The following is a 15,351-nucleotide window of genomic DNA, read 5'->3' as shown; positions in this document are numbered from 1 at the left end:
TCGAAAATCTGCTTGGTGTCGGACAGCAGGCGTCCGATCAACGTCGACTTGCCGTCATCCACCGAACCGCAGGTCAGGAAGCGCAGCAGCGACTTCTTCTCCTGCGCGGCCAGATAGTCGCGGACGCCGTCCGTGGGAGCGAGGCTTTTCGCCTTGATGTGGCGCATGGTCAGAAGTACCCCTCGCGCTTCAGGTTGAGACTATCGGTCCTGCAAGCCCTGATGTGAAGCCCATCCGCCGCTGGGCCAAACGTGACCTGTTGCGGGTCAGCACGCTTGGGACCGCAATTGCGTCGGTAGATATGGCTAGGGCGTATGGCAGTCGCCTCGCAGATGGGGTGGCGGCTTCAGTCTGGATGGAGCGGCCCGGCAGCCCTTGTTGGGATGGGGCTAGGACACCGGCTAACCGACGGGCAGTTCGTGAGAAACGGCACCGGGGGATAACGGACTATATGCGCTCATACCCAAGACGCGCAAAGCATACGAAAGAAGTATGAGGACAACATTCGGGGCTCAACCGATGACCGATCAGCCAGTGACGTGCAGGCGCCGCCTCACGCTCTCTTCCGGCGATTTGCGGGATCAGGCTTGCAGCGCTGCTACTATCCCTCGTTCACGCCTTGGCGGGAAACAGCTGACCAAGTCACCATCGATGTGTTGGTCTTGCCGAGGCGCTTGGCCATGGCGGCGAGGTCGAACCAATGTGCACCTCGGTCGCCGAGTTCGCCGCGATTGGCGGCCGTATGGTTTGTTGGCCGGCAAACAGGAAATCACCAGTCGCAACCCCCGTCTCAGCTTATTGATGCGAGACAAGATAACGCAATTACAGGTTGTAATACCTTTGGACATATTAGCTAGCTAATATATAATTACCAATTGTTAACCAGGATTAATGCGGCCTTTCCACAGCATTGTAGTATGCCTTTTAGGTTGGGTTACCTCCATAGGGCGGGGAGGCCATACGTCCGTGCGTTGGGGCGGCGTATGCTCTACTCCTTGAATCCAATCCCCGGTTAAATCTAGGCAGCCTGACACGATGGAGCGTATCAGTTCACGCGTCTGACAAGCTTTGCGGGGCCCAATCAAATGGGAGAAAAGCAAGTCGGCGACGGAGAGGAGTATGTAAGGCGATGGGACCTCACCAAATTTCCGATTCCTGGAATGATGCAGCAGTACCGCTACACAATGGACATCTGCCGGGCGCGAATGGTCTAGGCAGATCCGATGTCGAAGAAGAACACCGAAGCGAAGGCCTCGTCCTGATTGTAGACAAGCGAGCGCTTGAACGTGAATGCCTTGCTCGTGGCCTTATCGAACACAATCCCACTTTGCGCGTTAGCGCGGTAGGATCGCTTGACGAGATCCAGCACATTGCCGGGAAAGAGGAGCCATCCGCGGTCCTGGTCATTCTTGGCGCCAGAAAGGTCTCCGAGCAGAGTGTTCGGGCGGAACTTACGGACTTCATTGCTGAGATTGGCACCGTACCCGTAATCGTCGTGGTGGATTCCGACGACCCGGGGGAGGTTCTCGCCGCACTCGAATGCGGAGCCCGAGGCTACATTCCCACAAGTGTGAAGGTGAAGGTCGCTGCCGAGGCCATTGGTCTCGCTCGCGCCGGAGGGATCTTTGTACCCGCCAGCTGCGTGCTGGCGCTTCGAGAGATCATCCACTCGACGGCAAACGGTGCCCGACCGCTCGCCGGCATGTTCACGATGCGCGAGGCTGCGGTCGTAGAGGCGCTCAGGAAAGGCAAGGCGAACAAGATAATTGCCTACGAACTCAATCTCTGCGAGAGCACCGTCAAGGTCCATATCCGCAATATCATGAAGAAACTGAAGGCTACGAACCGCACGGAAGTAGCCTACAAGCTCAGACAGATGTTGCTATGACGGCTGCTTCGGACTTTGCCTAGCTGGGTCCGGCAACAATTGCCGGACCCGTTGAGATTGGACACCCGTCCGGATCGTTTTCGCTAAACAGACTCGCTCGCGCTGGTGTCTAAGTGCGTTGCCTCGCAATGGTCGCGGACCTTGCCTTCACGAGGAATCCAACACTGTCCTCGCCCAGTTCTGCGCCCCGATATGCTGCTTCGGCGGCTTTCAGCCCTCCCGTCAGCCTGCGGACCGTCGGAGCTGCTCCGAGTACGTCAAGTGGCAAGCCTAGCTGATCGCGGCCGGGCCTCTTCGGCGGCCAAACCGTGAGGCCGAAATAGCTGGCGGCCGAGCGATCGATCCCGCCGCTGAACTGCACCAACAGCGTTTGGCTCGAGTTCCGGCCAATTCGGCCCAGGCTGTTGATGTCCATTGGTGGTTTGTCGCTGGGTCGCATCGCTACGACGATGACATCCCATGCATCTTCGGTCAGCAGCACCGGGTGCGAAAAAACGCTTACTCCCGCCCCGCGCTCGCGGAGCGCATATTCAAGGGATGATGCACAGGGCGTGTCGCAGACGATGGCGAGCTTTGCCGCGCGTAGATCGACACCGGCATCGTCCAGCAAGGTGCAGCATAACCGCGCGAACTCTGGCAGCAGGTCTACGGCTGGATGGTTGAGATTGAGAGCCGCAACCTTAATGCCAGCCTCGTCACAGGCGTCGAAGTCCACAGTTCCAGGCCGAAGCTCCCATGGTCCAGCCATTAGCGAAACAACAGCATGAGAGGGTAAGAGTTCGACAAGCGATCTAGAAATCGGCCCGACCTGGAGGGAGTTCGTGACGAGGTCGACGTCCTGCCATTTGCGGCTGTCGATGCGGTCCGTCACTTCCACGCATTCCGACACGTTGGCAAAATTGGCAAATGCCAACGTCGCGGTCGCGGCTGCTGCCAGGCTCGGATGTCTGGAGGATATGCGAGTGAGCGCAACGACTCGGCTGGCCTTAGCGAGCGCCGCCGCTGCCGCAGTCACTGCTTGGTATCCTGTCGCAGCGCCAACGACCACGGTGAGGCCGGAGAGATCGAGATCGAGCAAGGCTATTTGCTTGCGCACGAGAGCAAGGACTTCGGCACGGTCGATCTCGGAAATATCACGAGCAAACGACCTTGCTGAAAAATGACGTGATGTAGGCATGAAGCTGGGCACCACGTTGCGCGCTCTCACTATCTGGTAGGCCGGCAATGTCCTTTAAGCGGATCCGCTGCCCTGCCGGTCTCGTCTGGGCGCGATGCGCGTGCATTTCCTGCATTGCGTTGGCTGACGCGTTTGCGGCCTTCGCATTTGGTAAAGTAGTTCCTGTCTATTCTATTCTCGCCCAGGCGAGTGACGGTCCAAATTTGGTTGGCCCTCTGACCTTTTGGTGGCCGAACCCGTTCCAATGCGCGCTTTGGCAATACAGCCGAACCTGCCCGAACTGCTACTGCAGCAAACGGATGCTAGGTGATACCCCGTTTGATCGGAAGACTTACCGAGGCTACGCCTGCGACGCTCGGATCAGGCTAAGGGGGTAACGAGCGCTGGGTACGGCGCTACCTCCTTTGCTTCTCTTGCCGAGAATGACGCGCCGCTGTGAAGTTGGGCAGCAAAACCAGCAGCGTTTCTTGGTGACATCCGTGACAATAAGCGCCTTTGACATAAAGCACCGCGGGCCAGGCATCCGCGTCGGCCAAAACCTCCGTCCGCTTGGAGGCCGGCGCAAGAGGATGATGGACATGACCGTCGCATTGATCGCGCTTGTCCTCGCTGCGCCGGTAATGTTGGCGGTTGCCCTTCTAATATTAGTGACCGACGGCGGACCGGCGGTGTTCTCACACACCCGGGTAGGGTTCAACGGCAGGCGCTTCGCCTGTTACAAATTCAGGACCATGGTTGCCAACTCGGAGCGGGTTCTGGCCGACTATATCGCGAGCAATCCCGAAGCCGCCAAGGAGTGGGAGCAGAATTGGAAATTCAAGAATGACCCGCGGATCACATTCCTGGGGCGGATTCTAAGGAAGTCGAGCCTGGATGAGCTGCCTCAACTCATCAACGTGCTGCGCGGCGAGATGAGTTGCGTCGGCCCTCGTCCAGTCGTTCCCGACGAACTTCAACGTTACGGCTCCTCTGCGATCGATTATCTAAAAACCCGGCCTGGGCTAACTGGCCTTTGGCAGGTGGCCGGCAGAGACGCAATGGACTATCCCAGTCGCGTCTCTATCGACAGCCAATATGTGCGGGAATGGTCCCTATGGGCCGATGTTGTCATTCTCGTCCGGACCGTGGGCGCCGTGATGAAATTCGACCGTGCGTCTTGATTAATGCGCATCGCAAATTCTTGCCCGATGCATTGCTTTGCCTAAAAACCGCGGCGTGCTGTCGCGATCGCAATGGCGAAAGGTGCGGCGCCGGCCGGCCGCGGCGAAATGGCAGCCACAGACCATTACTGCTCACGTGACATGCCTTGGCGCCAGATTACGCCCAGGAAGAGGCCGAGCAAGTAGGCACCCTGCAGAACGACAACGAGAAGCAGGATTGAGATGAGGTGGTGCCAATCAAATACACTGCCGATGCCGCCTGCAGCGACGCCGCCCACGACCGTCACCGCGGTCATGATGATGAGCGCGGCAACTCGAAAACGAAATCCCAGCAAAATGCCGATCACACCGACGGCGACAAGGCCCCAAAGCACGGCGATCTCCTATGGGTGGAAGACTCAGTGTGCCATCTCCAAGTCTCCCACATCTGCGAAATCGGTACCAACACTCAATCCGGCTGCGCCGCCTCGCCGACGAGCGGTCGAGGGGCGGGAAATCGCCGCACACTCCCCTGTGTTGCACAAAAGGCGTAGAGCACCCTGTCCGAATGCCCCCTTTTCGCTCATTTCCTTGTCCACTCGCCGAGCCTACGCTGCATGGAAATAGGTATGCGGAAGTTCACCCGCCGTGCGGCAGCATGCAATGATTTATGATCCGGAGGCCAAGCCTGTGTTTATCAGTGCAGCTATTCAGGACAACAAGACGCTGGACGTTGCGCATCAAGGCGAAGCGACGTCGGCGCGCAGTTCCCGCATAATGCCTCTAGTGTGACATTCTACCTATGCTTCAGGTATCTATCCTTTTGCTGATCCTGTCCATCTGGTTCCCTGGCGCCACGCGGATTGCCGGAACGGATGGCTCGCTTTCCTTCGTGCTGGCATTGTTCTGCGCTCTGCTAAGTGTCGGTGCCTATGCGGAAACAGCAAGACGCCTCCATCGGATTGAAGCCGCCCTGACGACTGCGGTGCTGACGATATCTGCTGTCATCATCGTTCTCTCTCTACTGTCGATGCTCTACGCAGACAATCCGATGAGGACGATGCGCGCGGTTTTCTCACAAGTGTTTGGTTTCGCGATCATTCCAGCAGTCGCGGCGATCTCCTTGAGACCGAAGGGTCTCGTGGCAATCGACAGGGTTGTGACGACCATAGTCATCATGACTGTCGTAACATCCTGTCTTGTCGCAATCGGGCTGGGCGATGCCAGATTCGCCGATCGGGCTGAAGGCTATTTCAAGCACTCGAACCAACTCGGGATCGCGTTGTCGGCTGGTCTGCCGCTTGTCGCCGCGAAGCTGGTCACATCCCGCCGGCACCGACTTCTCCTTATGGGCTGCCTCGCTGCGGTGCTCCTGGGTTTGGTGAAATCGGGTTCGAAGACCAACTTCGTTCTCGGCGTGGTGGGCCTTGGTCTTTTCTTTGCACTATACAGTATATATTTAATCAGAAGAAAGCAGAGTCCGTTAAAAGTAATCGTTGGAACCATTGCCGCTCCGGTATTGTTCGAAGCGAGCCTGCTGACATTGCAGTTCCTAAATCCACGGGCTTACGGCCTGCTGGCCCTTCAACTTTCCGGAGGCGAGGCGCATTCGGTGGTATCGCGGCAGCGACTGTGGTCTATATCGATCGATCTCGGCCTGTCGCACCCGTTCACGGGTGTGGGGGCAGGGCAATGGGTGGAAGATATCGCACCCCATAGCCATAATCTGTTCATTGACTTCTTTAGAACACTGGGAGTGCCCGGCTTGGCGTTGGTGTCGATGCTGGTTCTCGTGGTCATGGCATATCTGGTCAGGGTCGTGTTCTGCACATTGTTCGGCAATGACAGGGGGGGCGACCATGCGGCGGAAGTGAATGTGATGGTGCTTGGAACGTCGGTTTCCCTGTGGAACTACATCATCGCAAACCAGATGAGCGACTCCTTCGGTCCATCGACAGCGCCCTTCTTCTGGCTGCCGTTGGCTTTGCTCATCTTCTATCGCGGCATCCAACGATCACTGCAGACCGGCCCTGAGCGTCCGAAATTGTACGCGGTTCCGGGGTCCCAGCTCTTTCAACATTGAAATTCCCATGGCTTCGCACACAGTCCGTGATCTGACGGCAGGCTTGCCGCCAAGCGTCGAACCACGCCCACTTCAAACAGACATTCGATTTGTGGAATTCTTTGGTCTCCCCGGGATTGGAAAGACAACCGCAACCACCCTGTTGGCGAGCGGTTTGCGGCGGCACGGCCCGTTGGTGGGTGATGTGCGGGTAGCGTCGGAGACAAGAAAGTTCATCAGCCGCCAGATCTACAGAATAGGTATTGTTGCACCAAGGTTTAGGGATCGTGAGTTTCGCTCCCTGCTCTCGCGAATTACGCGCTTTGTCATCGAAGCTGGGCAATCATCAATTGTCGACACAGTCAGGGTCATCTGGAACCTTTCGTTTCTGATTGCTTACGTTCAACGCGAGAGACAGGGAAGAAATACAATTATTGTCATGGACCAGGGCCTGTTGCAGGGATTCCTATCCATCTTGCTTAAGAGCAGGCGTGGGGCAACATCCGAGAAGTGGCTTGATATCCTGTTCGCCATTGGCGTGCACGATATCGCTTTTGTCCATCTGCGCGGCGAGATCGGCGTGGCACGAGATCGACTTCTGAAAAGGGGCGATCGATCCTCGCGGATGCAAAGGACATCTCCTGACCGCGACCTTGATCTGTGGTCGACGGCGGATGGTGCTTGCCGCCAGATTGCGACCGATCTTGAATGGAGGATGGGAACGGAAGATCACGCCGGCGTACTGGTGGCGGTCAACGTGGAGAGGTTTGCGTCGCCCGAAGACGTCGCCGAAAGGGTTCTCGACGCGGTGCTACTGGCCTGCCTTGAACGGCATCGGCTGTGCGATGGGGTAGGTCAATGAGCACGAGAATGGACCGCCGTTCTTTCATGGGCGTCGCCGGCTTGTATCCTGTAATCGCTTTATTGCCGAGCTCGCTCCGAGCGCAAGGCGGCCAAACGCCGGGAGGCAACGAGTTCGTCCTGACGGGTGAGTATGGCTTCAAACAGCAAGTAATTCGGAACCTCCAGCCGGGAGCAACTATCAATGCTCGCAATGCTTCCTTCACGGTTGCCAACAGCAGAAACAGCGATCCCAACGCGACGATGGGCTGCGACGAGGGGACATTGCCGGTCAATCGCTATCCCGTCGTCATCCGCAACTGTCCAGGGGTTCGCTTTGTCGGCGGCCGCTTCGAGGGCCAGGTACCGCTAACGTCTGATTGGCGGGACACCTACTGCAACAGCGCGGCTCTGCTTGTCAGGGACGGAACCACCGATGCGACAATTGAGGGGGTGCGTGCCCGTCGCTGCTGGGATGGCATTCGCCTCGCCGAGCACGCCGACGGTTTTCGCCTAAAAGGGTGCTGGCTCAGCGAAATCAGGGATGATGCGGTGGAGAACGACTATCTCCTCAGCGGTATCATCGAAGATTGCCTGTTTGACGGATGTTTCTCGGGGATCAGCCTGGACCCTGCGTCAAACGAGCGCGACGGAACAGGGCAAACGGTGCGGGTCGACAAATCCCTCATTCGTATGCATGCCTTTCTGTCCAAGGGCGAAATCACACATCAGGCGCCGATCAAGGCTGTCGATCAGTCGCCCAGGTTGAGGATCACGGAATCGGTTTTCGCATTGGCCGCGGCCAACATGCGTGGATTCCATCGCCTGGAAAGAACATGGCGGCTGACGATTGAAAGCCGCGACAACGTTTTGCTGTGGCTGCCCGACGAGCCAATCCCCTCCTCGTTGCCGCTGCCGCCATCTGGTTTCAGATTGCTGACGGGCGCCAACGCCCGCGAATATTGGAACAAGGCGCATCTCCAGTGGATCGCGGCGCATCAGGACGTGGTCCGGTTCTCCGACGAATTGCTGTGAGAAGTCGCAGCGTCGGCAATGATTATCCGAAGAGCAAAGACAGGTGGCGCTCGCATGCACCCTGCTTGCAACAACAGCTTGGACCGTCACCGCGATGAACCAGCACGAGGCGATTGACAGAAGTGTGACATCAGGATCCGCCGATCACGGCCCTGGGAGGTTTGTGATCCAGGGGCGGTTGGTACGCGTCAGGGGACAAAATATCCTGTTCAGCCCTTCCCAGAAGGCCATTTTCGCCGTCAACGATACTGCTGCCGACATCTGGCGCTCTCTGGAGGAAGGCATGCCACCGCACGCCATCTCGGTCGAGATGGCGCGCAGTGGCGTTGATAGACTTGAGGCAGACAGGCATGTCGAGGCTGCACTCGAAGATTGGCAGCGGCTGAACCTGATACGGCCCTGCGCGCCCTTGTCTACTTCGTCAGCTCAAAAGCCTGTGAGCCAGGTGGTCGCGGTTGCGGGCCTCAACATACGCATCGTCTATCCGGCGGCCTACGCCTTTCCCGCGATTTCCGTATTTCGCCACCTCGAGGTCAAAAGAGATACTGCCGACGTACTGCTCGAGGTGGTTGGGCAGGGAGGGAGAGTCCATCTGTTGCGGGATGGCAAGTGGATTTTGTCCTGCTCCCTCGACGCACTACCCGTCATGCTGAAGGGGCAATTGCTAACCGAGGTTCTGGATTACGGCGCATATGAACTTGCCCTCCATGCGGCTGCGCTTCTCAGAAATGAACGCATCGTCCTTCTTTGTGGCAATCCGGGCGCGGGCAAGACGACGCTGACCTTGGCATTGGTCCATGCAGGATTTGGCTTTGTCGCCGATGATGTGACGCTGCTGGACTCTAGCGGGCATGGCGTCGGGCTTCCGTTTGCCCCGGCGGTCAAGGCGGGAGCATGGCCGTTGCTGGCCAAATACTGCCCCGGCCTCGATGCCGTTCCGATCTGTCGCCGCCCCGACCGCAAGCGTGTACGGTTTGCCGTGCCCAGGGCGTTCGTGCCCTTGCCTCCCGCTCCCCTACCCATTGGCTGTGTGGTCCTGCTGCGTCGAGGTCGTACCTCGAAAGCTAGCCTGGAGCCGATCGATCCAGCTCACGCATTGCGCGGCCTGCTCAACGGCGCGCTGGCACCCGGCGGAGAGCTCAGTGGCACCGCTTTCGAAGTGCTGACCCAACTCATCGGCTCGGCGCAAACCTATTGCCTGACCTATTCCGGGCTTGATGATGCGGTGCAGCTAATCTCGAAAGCGTGCGATGACGAGTAGAGGCAACGCGCTTAAGGCGTTGGTCGCTGGACTTCGCGGCGCTCCGACCGACAGCGCCGACTGGCAGGCCGTGATCGCTCTGGCAAATCACACTCTGCTCACAGCCGATTTGTTCTCGTCTCTCGCTCGGGCCGGACAAATCCATCAACTCCCGCAGGACGTGCGCGAGTACCTTCGGTTCGTTTACGACTGCAATCGCGAACGGAACCTGCGCTTGCGTACTCAACTGCGTGAAGCCGTTGCCGCCCTCAATGGCCGCGACATCGTACCGTTTCTGCTCAAGGGGGCCGTTCCTCTGTTCCTTTCGCCGGGCGGCCAGGTTCCCAGCAGGATGACGAGTGACCTCGATATAGCCGTGGACCCGCGCGAAGAGACGTTCGCCCGGACCTGTCTTGAAGAGCTTGGCTACGTCGATGTGGCGGGCGCCCGAGGCATGGCCCGCGAGCATGACGCCGGAATGCTGGAACTTCGGTCGAGCCAACCAACCTGCCATGCCCCTCCCGAACTCGTCCAACTCGGAGGACTTCGGGTGAACATTCCTCCCGTTCGGTCGCGCGCCCTGCATTGGATGGTGCACGACCTTCTCAAGGAGGGTGATTACTGGCGCGGAAGGATAGATCTCAGGCACCTTCATGATCTGGCCCGATTGGCGGAAAGCGAGGACGTGGACTGGATGTCACTGCAGGAATCCATGCCGGATCGGAGCGCCCGCAATGCGCTCGACACCCAGCTCTTGGCCTTGCATCATTTCTTTGGAACCAGAATCCCCGCAAAATGTACACAACGCCCGATGGTCCGTTTCCAGCACTGGAGGCGCGTCTTCACGGCGACCCACCCCATCATTGGCGCCCCGCTGCGCCTGGCAGGCAATTTGATGTGGGGCATATGGCGGTTTTCACGCGCTTACGGGTTGGCGAAACGTGGGCCGTCGGACCCCTTACATCGCATCGCTCGCACGCTCTTCAATTCTCGCACGAAAATCTAAGCCTTTTGGGGAACTAGTGCGCCTGTATGGAAAGCGTAAGATCAATCTGCGAATTTGAGAAAGTTTGTGGGAGGTCGAAATGTCAATAGAAAGCACAAAACGCTCGGAACAGACGCAAGAGACGCTGGTCTCGGAGGCTCAAGCGCGCCGTGACTTTCTCAAGAAGGCGGGGCGTTTTGCGGCGGTTACGCCGCCGGCTGTGACGCTTCTGCTCGGCACAAGCTTGAACTCCAAGGCGATTGCCAAATCGGGCGGCACACGCCCCGGCAATGGTTGGGGAGACAAGAACCATATTCACGTCGGCCCGCCCGGCAAGGCGTAAGCTCCTCGAGCAGGGTCGCTGAAAACAGCGCCTCGACCACATAGGGCCAAGGACATAGGGCCAAGCCCTTCGTGAAAGCCCAGACCGCTTGCGGCGCCCAGAGTGCCGCCGGCGGTCTGAGCTTTTTTTATCGGCGCTGAAATGCGTTGCATCGAGCATCGTCCCATTGCCGATTTTGTAACCGATGTTCCGCTCCCAGTTGTCGTTCTCTTCTCGCCGGATTGAACGACGTGATAAACGGCGCCTATGGGAATCAAGAACTACCTGATCGAAGGCGGTTCCGGCACTGGAAAAACGTCTGTCGCTACCGAACTGGAACGGCGGGGTTATCATGTCGTCCATGGTGACCAGGTCTTGGCCTATGTCGGCGACCCCGAAACAGGCAAGGCACTGCCAGGACCACCCGAAGGCCAGGATCACATCGTCTGGGGATACGCGCACTGGATTTGGCCCGTTTCCGGGCCATTGCTGCCGACACCACCCATCCTGCCACCTCGCGCAATTTCCATAAATTCCTGGACTTATTCGACAAGGTCTTTGTGCTCGACATAGACGTTGAGGAACCGACGATTGGATGGGCGACCGAATGAGCCAGGTTTCGATCCGGCCGAGCGGCGGCTGGTACTGCGCTGCCATCATACCCGGGAATATCTTCCCGCTGGCATCGATATCGACACGGCGGGCACGGTCCCAAGCGTTGTCGACGATATCCTCGCTCAACTCGCCTGAAGCCCTGAACGCATCGTGAATGGTTTGCCGGAAGACGCTAATCGCCTGAACGGCTCACTGGCGGCGCTGAAGACTAGCCGACCGGCAGCTTGCGGATTGCCGGACGCCCTAACGACCGACTTGAAGAGGCGAAGCCGTGCCGGATCAGGCGATTACCCAATCGTTCAAATGGAATTCATAGATCTTGCCGTCGTTCTCGTTTGGATCCGTGTTGTTGTCCACGCCCCGATCGACGATATAGAGGCTCATTTGGTGGCTCGGATCGTCGCTGCTCGGCGCCAGCGCCAATCCGGCCGGTTTATGTGCGTCGGCCGCCGAGATATCGAGCGTGCCCAGCAGATCCCCGGTTGGCGTTATCATTGCCACCGAGGTGCGTGACACGATGACGTAAAGCAGGTCGTGGACCGCATCATACGCGAGGCCCCCGTCAGCAGGGGATCCGAGCGATTGTACAGAAAAGCTCGTCACGACATCATCGCCTCCCGTGCTTGGGACGCCGTCGAATTTTCCGTTCTGGCCCGGAGCGATGGTGTAAATGTTATGGTTTGAGCCATCCTCGAGATAGAGCACTCCGCGTTTCGTGTCGTAGGCAAGAGCCTCCGAATCCTTGCTGCCGAACGCGGCGGTCTTGAATGAGGTCACGATATCGTCGGACGTGTTGTAAAGCCCATCCTTGCCTGGGTTCAACTCGTAGACGCTCTTCGTGCCAGTGTCGTCCGCGAAGAAGAGATGGTGGTTAGCAGGATTATAAGTGACCCCGGCCGGCTCGTCCGAGAAGTTGATGGTAGTGAGCGTTCCCATAAGATTGCCGGCCAGGTTCATCTGGTAGAGATTCTTGCCGGTGAAAATGGGCATTTCGTCGACTTCACTGTCGGCAACCAGCAGCGTGCCGAGATGAGAAATATAGACGATATCCGTAGGATCGGGGCTCGGCGGCGACCACTGCGAGGTCAGGATGGTATGGGCTAGCGTCACTGATGTCGGCAGCTGGCTGGTGACGTCAACAGTGAAGGTGTGAGTATCGAAGCTGCCGTCGGACGAGGTGGCTTTGACGTGGAAATTGATTGTCGGTTCGGACTGGGCGTTGAGCGTGCCGGTGCTCGATCGCGTGACGACCCCGGTGCTGGCATTGATGGCGAAGCGCGAGTCGTCGATCGTGTAGGTGACCGTCGAGCCGGCATCGGGATCCGAGGCCGAAGCGGTGATGCCGACGGCAGTACCGGCCGCGGCGCTCTGCAGAATCTGGTTGGCCGCGGTGTTGGCATCGGGCGGAGCGTTGAATGCGACCGATTCCGGGCTGTCGAGTACGGCGAGAGTGAAGCTCTTGTTGGCGGTGCTGCCGTCGGAAGAGGTCGCCGTCACCGTCAGGTTGATGGACGGCTGGGTCTCGAAGTCGAGCGTGCCGACGGCCGAGCGCGTGATGACACCGGTGCTGGAATTGATGGCGAAGCGCGCATCGTTGATGCTGTAGGTGACGGTCGAGCCGGCATCTGGATCCGTCGCCGAGGCGGTGATCCCGGTAGGGGCACCGGCCGCCGCGAGTTCGGCGATCTGGTTGGCGGCGGCATTGGCGTCGGCCGGAGTGTTGAAGGCCACCGGCATCTGGCTGGCCGTGACATTGACGTTGAAAGCATGGGTATCGATGCTGCCATCGGACGAGGTGGCCGTGACGGTGAGGGCGATCGACGGCTCGGACTGGGCGTTGAGCGTGCCGGTACTTGAGCGCGTGATGACACCCGTGCTGGCATTGATGGCGAAGCGCGAGTCGCCGATGCTGTAGCTGACCGTCGAGCCGGCATCGGGATCCGTGGCTGATGCGGTGATGCCGATGGTCGTGCCTGCGGCGGCGTTCTGGGCGATCTGATTGGCGGCAGGGTTGGCGTCAGGCACCGCGTTGAAGGCCACCGGCTCCGGGCTGTTCAGGACGGCGAGGGTGAAGGCTTGGTTAGCGGTGCTGCCGTCCGACGAGGTCGCCGTCACCGTCAGGTTGATGGACGGCTGGGTCTCGAAGTCGAGCGTGCCGGTGGCTGAGCGCGTGATGACGCCGCTGCTGGAATCGATGGCGAAGCGCGAGTCATTGATGCTGTAGGTGACGGTCGAGCCGGCATCTGGATCCGTCGCCGAGGCGGTGATCCCGGTGGGTGCGCCTGCCGCGGCAAGCTCGGCGATCTGGTTGGGGGCGGCATTGGCGTCGGCCGGAGTGTTGAAGGCCACCGGATTGCTGGATCCAGGCAGCAGATATTCAATGTGCAGCAGCGGTGCGCTGGCCGGATTGTATTCGTAGGAATCGGCCGTGCGCGTGCCGGTGCCGGTGACCACGAAGGCCATGTCGTTGAGCGCCACCCAGCCGGAGCGGTTGACGACCTCCTGGACGATAGCCGTAAGGTCCGGCGTGCGCTCGGCAAGGCCATGTTCGCCCACGATGGTCCACGGATCCGGTGTCCAGGCGGTTGATGCCGTCGTCCGGGGAAGCGAGGAGACATTGAAGGCGGCGCTGGTGAAGGGGCTGGCGTCGTCGGTGTTGTCGCCCTGGATCAGCAGCGAGGCCGCGCCGGTTTTCACCTCGTTGGCCTGGAACTGGATGTAGGCGCTGGTGATGATGGCGCCCTTAGGGATGTCGATGCCGGTGAAGCGAAGGCCGACGGTCTGGCGGGTGCTGCCGTCATAACCCAGCTCCAGATCGTTGATGTTGGTCCCAATCGTACCGGAGCCTTTCTCCTCGACGTCGTCGCCTGCGGTCGCCACCCTGGTCTCGAAAATCGGGTCGATCGCACTTGAGCTGGCGGCGAGAAGGCTGCTGGTGGCGACAGCGCCCCCTGTCGAGACTGTGCCGGTGTCTGCAAGGGCAGCGGCGGTGTAGGTGACGCTTCTGTCCGCATGATTCCGGGCGCTGTCGACAAAGGTGCTGTCCAGATGGATGGCAAGTCCAGCCGGAACCTCGGCCTGTCCGGTGAATTTCAATCCGCCATCGTCTACCGATGGCGGGATGATCCCATGGTCGGAAATGAGATCGAGCTTGCTCGCGGCTGGTTCCAGGTTCGGAGTGTGGCCGCCCTGGCCGGTTTCGGCAGCAAGCCCCTCGCCAAGATCGGAGAGCACATGACCCGTCTCGTTACCGCTTTCTTTTCCGCTTGGCTGGGTCCAATCGTCAATGTTCAGCCAGTCGCCGCCAATGCCTGCGTCGCTGCCGAATTCAGTCATCAGGAATTTCGCGCCAACCTCAGTCAGTTTGGTCATGTTGGATTTCCCTTCCCCAATTTCCCGTGATTAAAACCGGCATCGCGACACGCCCGACTGGAGGTCAGTTCCCATACCCCAGGCGCGAATGGCCACCGCATCGCAGGCGCATGAAAGCCGCGGCCCGAATGTCCTGCTGGTCAGTCTGTTGCCTTCTTCATCCTGGGCCAGGCAGGCGCCACGGCCGCGAGCAGGCGCAGCAGTGATAGGCCGTCCCGTCCAAGGAACAGCGACGGCAGGATCCAGCACAGCAGCAAGCCTCCGGCGGATGCCAGCAATGCCGTATCGATGAGCAGGGGAAGAGGAGATAGATGGAACTCGCGCAGCCAGTCCACGACTGCCCAGACGCCAGTCCCGACAACACCCGCGAGCGCGAGCCCGGGCAGGTGCGCCGCAAGGAAATCCCCCCACGTCATGCCGGTCACGCGGAGGCTCAACTGTGCCATGAGGAAGAAGTTGATCCCGAAGGCCGCGCCGACGCCGAACGCCACGCCTTCTATGCCCCAGAATTGCCCTATGAGGGAACCGGCGAAGACGCCGATGGTGAAAACCGCCTGCCGCCAGGCACGAGCGTAGACCGTCCCTGTTGCGCGCGAGACGGAATCGCTAAGCTTGTAGCTCGTGCGGAATAGCATGCTGAACGCTAGTATCTGGAGCGGCGCGACTACTCCCACCC

Annotated in this window: 12 protein-coding genes and 2 pseudogenes; 9 read left to right on the top strand and 5 right to left on the bottom strand. The window is 59.4% G+C overall.

Annotation, left to right across the window (positions count from 1 at the left end; all coding sequences use genetic code 11):
* Window positions 1-167: pseudogene (gene cysN / locus FJ492_RS29615) on the bottom strand (sulfate adenylyltransferase subunit CysN); the annotation flags it as partial.
* Window positions 168-1,129: 962 nt separating this feature from the next.
* On the opposite strand from cysN, the gene FJ492_RS28200 reads away from it, so the two are divergent.
* Entirely contained in the window at window positions 1,130-1,888 is a 759-nt protein-coding gene (locus tag FJ492_RS28200; protein WP_140773595.1) for a response regulator transcription factor, read from the top strand.
* A gap of 109 nt (window positions 1,889-1,997) precedes the next feature.
* On the opposite strand, the gene FJ492_RS28195 is transcribed toward FJ492_RS28200, so the two are convergent.
* Window positions 1,998-3,065, bottom strand: a complete 1,068-nt coding sequence (locus tag FJ492_RS28195; RefSeq protein WP_140773593.1) for a hypothetical protein — start codon at window positions 3,063-3,065, stop codon at window positions 1,998-2,000.
* Between the two features lie 572 nt (window positions 3,066-3,637).
* On the opposite strand from FJ492_RS28195, the gene FJ492_RS28190 reads away from it, so the two are divergent.
* On the top strand, window positions 3,638-4,225 hold the full coding sequence (locus tag FJ492_RS28190) for a sugar transferase (RefSeq protein ID WP_348641924.1): 588 nt from the start codon (window positions 3,638-3,640) through the stop codon (window positions 4,223-4,225).
* Window positions 4,226-4,350: 125 nt separating this feature from the next.
* Here the strand turns inward: FJ492_RS28190 and FJ492_RS28185 are convergent, their stop codons facing one another.
* Complete coding sequence (locus tag FJ492_RS28185; protein ID WP_140505888.1) at window positions 4,351-4,599, bottom strand: hypothetical protein; 249 nt, start codon at window positions 4,597-4,599, stop codon at window positions 4,351-4,353.
* A gap of 407 nt (window positions 4,600-5,006) precedes the next feature.
* Here FJ492_RS28185 and FJ492_RS28180 point away from each other — a divergent pair, with 407 nt between their 5' ends.
* The 7 genes and pseudogenes from FJ492_RS28180 to FJ492_RS28150 all read left to right on the top strand — a co-directional run bounded on the left by FJ492_RS28180 (window position 5,007) and on the right by FJ492_RS28150 (window position 11,438).
* Window positions 5,007-6,287 carry an O-antigen ligase family protein gene (locus FJ492_RS28180; protein ID WP_140773590.1) on the top strand — a complete coding sequence of 427 codons (1,281 nt, stop codon included), beginning with the start codon at window positions 5,007-5,009 and terminating at the stop codon, window positions 6,285-6,287.
* A gap of 7 nt (window positions 6,288-6,294) precedes the next feature.
* A complete protein-coding gene (locus tag FJ492_RS28175; protein ID WP_140773589.1) occupies window positions 6,295-7,128 on the top strand; it encodes a hypothetical protein in 834 nt (277 codons plus the stop codon).
* A gap of 8 nt (window positions 7,129-7,136) precedes the next feature.
* Complete coding sequence (locus tag FJ492_RS28170; RefSeq protein WP_140773588.1) at window positions 7,137-8,141, top strand: hypothetical protein; 1,005 nt, start codon at window positions 7,137-7,139, stop codon at window positions 8,139-8,141.
* 94 nt (window positions 8,142-8,235) lie between these two features.
* The gene (locus tag FJ492_RS28165; RefSeq protein WP_140773587.1) at window positions 8,236-9,402 is read left to right on the top strand and encodes a PqqD family protein; all 1,167 of its coding nucleotides are present in this window, start codon (window positions 8,236-8,238) and stop codon (window positions 9,400-9,402) included.
* Window positions 9,392-10,387 (top strand): nucleotidyltransferase family protein, encoded by a 996-nt coding sequence (locus tag FJ492_RS28160; RefSeq protein WP_140773586.1) that lies wholly within the window; start codon window positions 9,392-9,394, stop codon window positions 10,385-10,387. Before FJ492_RS28165 ends, FJ492_RS28160 begins: the two co-directional genes overlap by 11 nt.
* 79 nt (window positions 10,388-10,466) lie before the next feature.
* Entirely contained in the window at window positions 10,467-10,709 is a 243-nt protein-coding gene (locus FJ492_RS28155; protein ID WP_140505877.1) for a hypothetical protein, read from the top strand.
* 246 nt (window positions 10,710-10,955) lie between these two features.
* A pseudogene (locus FJ492_RS28150) lies at window positions 10,956-11,438 on the top strand (nucleoside kinase).
* A gap of 144 nt (window positions 11,439-11,582) precedes the next feature.
* On the opposite strand, the gene FJ492_RS28145 reads toward FJ492_RS28150, so the two are convergent.
* On the bottom strand, window positions 11,583-14,675 hold the full coding sequence (locus FJ492_RS28145; protein ID WP_181166786.1) for a putative Ig domain-containing protein: 3,093 nt from the start codon (window positions 14,673-14,675) through the stop codon (window positions 11,583-11,585).
* 140 nt (window positions 14,676-14,815) lie between these two features.
* Window positions 14,816-15,351, bottom strand: a 536-nt coding sequence (locus FJ492_RS28140; protein ID WP_348641923.1) for a polysaccharide biosynthesis C-terminal domain-containing protein, incomplete at its 5' end; no start/stop codon positions are given.

This window comes from Mesorhizobium sp. B2-5-4 (genome assembly GCF_006441095.1).
Lineage (GTDB): Bacteria > Pseudomonadota > Alphaproteobacteria > Rhizobiales > Rhizobiaceae > Mesorhizobium > Mesorhizobium salmacidum.
This window is presented reverse-complemented; position numbering and strand designations above follow the sequence as displayed.

Excerpts from the sequence above, each read along its gene's own strand:
- FJ492_RS28200 (WP_140773595.1), top strand. The coding sequence starts at position 1,130 with ATGGGACCTCACCAAATTTCCGATTCCTGGAATGATGCAGCAGTACCG.
- FJ492_RS28195 (WP_140773593.1), bottom strand. The coding sequence starts at position 3,065 with ATGCCTACATCACGTCATTTTTCAGCAAGGTCGTTTGCTCGTGATATT.
- FJ492_RS28190 (WP_348641924.1), top strand. The coding sequence starts at position 3,638 with ATGGACATGACCGTCGCATTGATCGCGCTTGTCCTCGCTGCGCCGGTA.
- FJ492_RS28180 (WP_140773590.1), top strand. The coding sequence starts at position 5,007 with ATGCTTCAGGTATCTATCCTTTTGCTGATCCTGTCCATCTGGTTCCCT.
- FJ492_RS28175 (WP_140773589.1), top strand. The coding sequence starts at position 6,295 with ATGGCTTCGCACACAGTCCGTGATCTGACGGCAGGCTTGCCGCCAAGC.
- FJ492_RS28170 (WP_140773588.1), top strand. The coding sequence starts at position 7,137 with ATGGACCGCCGTTCTTTCATGGGCGTCGCCGGCTTGTATCCTGTAATC.
- FJ492_RS28165 (WP_140773587.1), top strand. The coding sequence starts at position 8,236 with ATGAACCAGCACGAGGCGATTGACAGAAGTGTGACATCAGGATCCGCC.
- FJ492_RS28160 (WP_140773586.1), top strand. The coding sequence starts at position 9,392 with ATGACGAGTAGAGGCAACGCGCTTAAGGCGTTGGTCGCTGGACTTCGC.
- FJ492_RS28155 (WP_140505877.1), top strand. The coding sequence starts at position 10,467 with ATGTCAATAGAAAGCACAAAACGCTCGGAACAGACGCAAGAGACGCTG.
- FJ492_RS28145 (WP_181166786.1), bottom strand. The coding sequence starts at position 14,675 with ATGACCAAACTGACTGAGGTTGGCGCGAAATTCCTGATGACTGAATTC.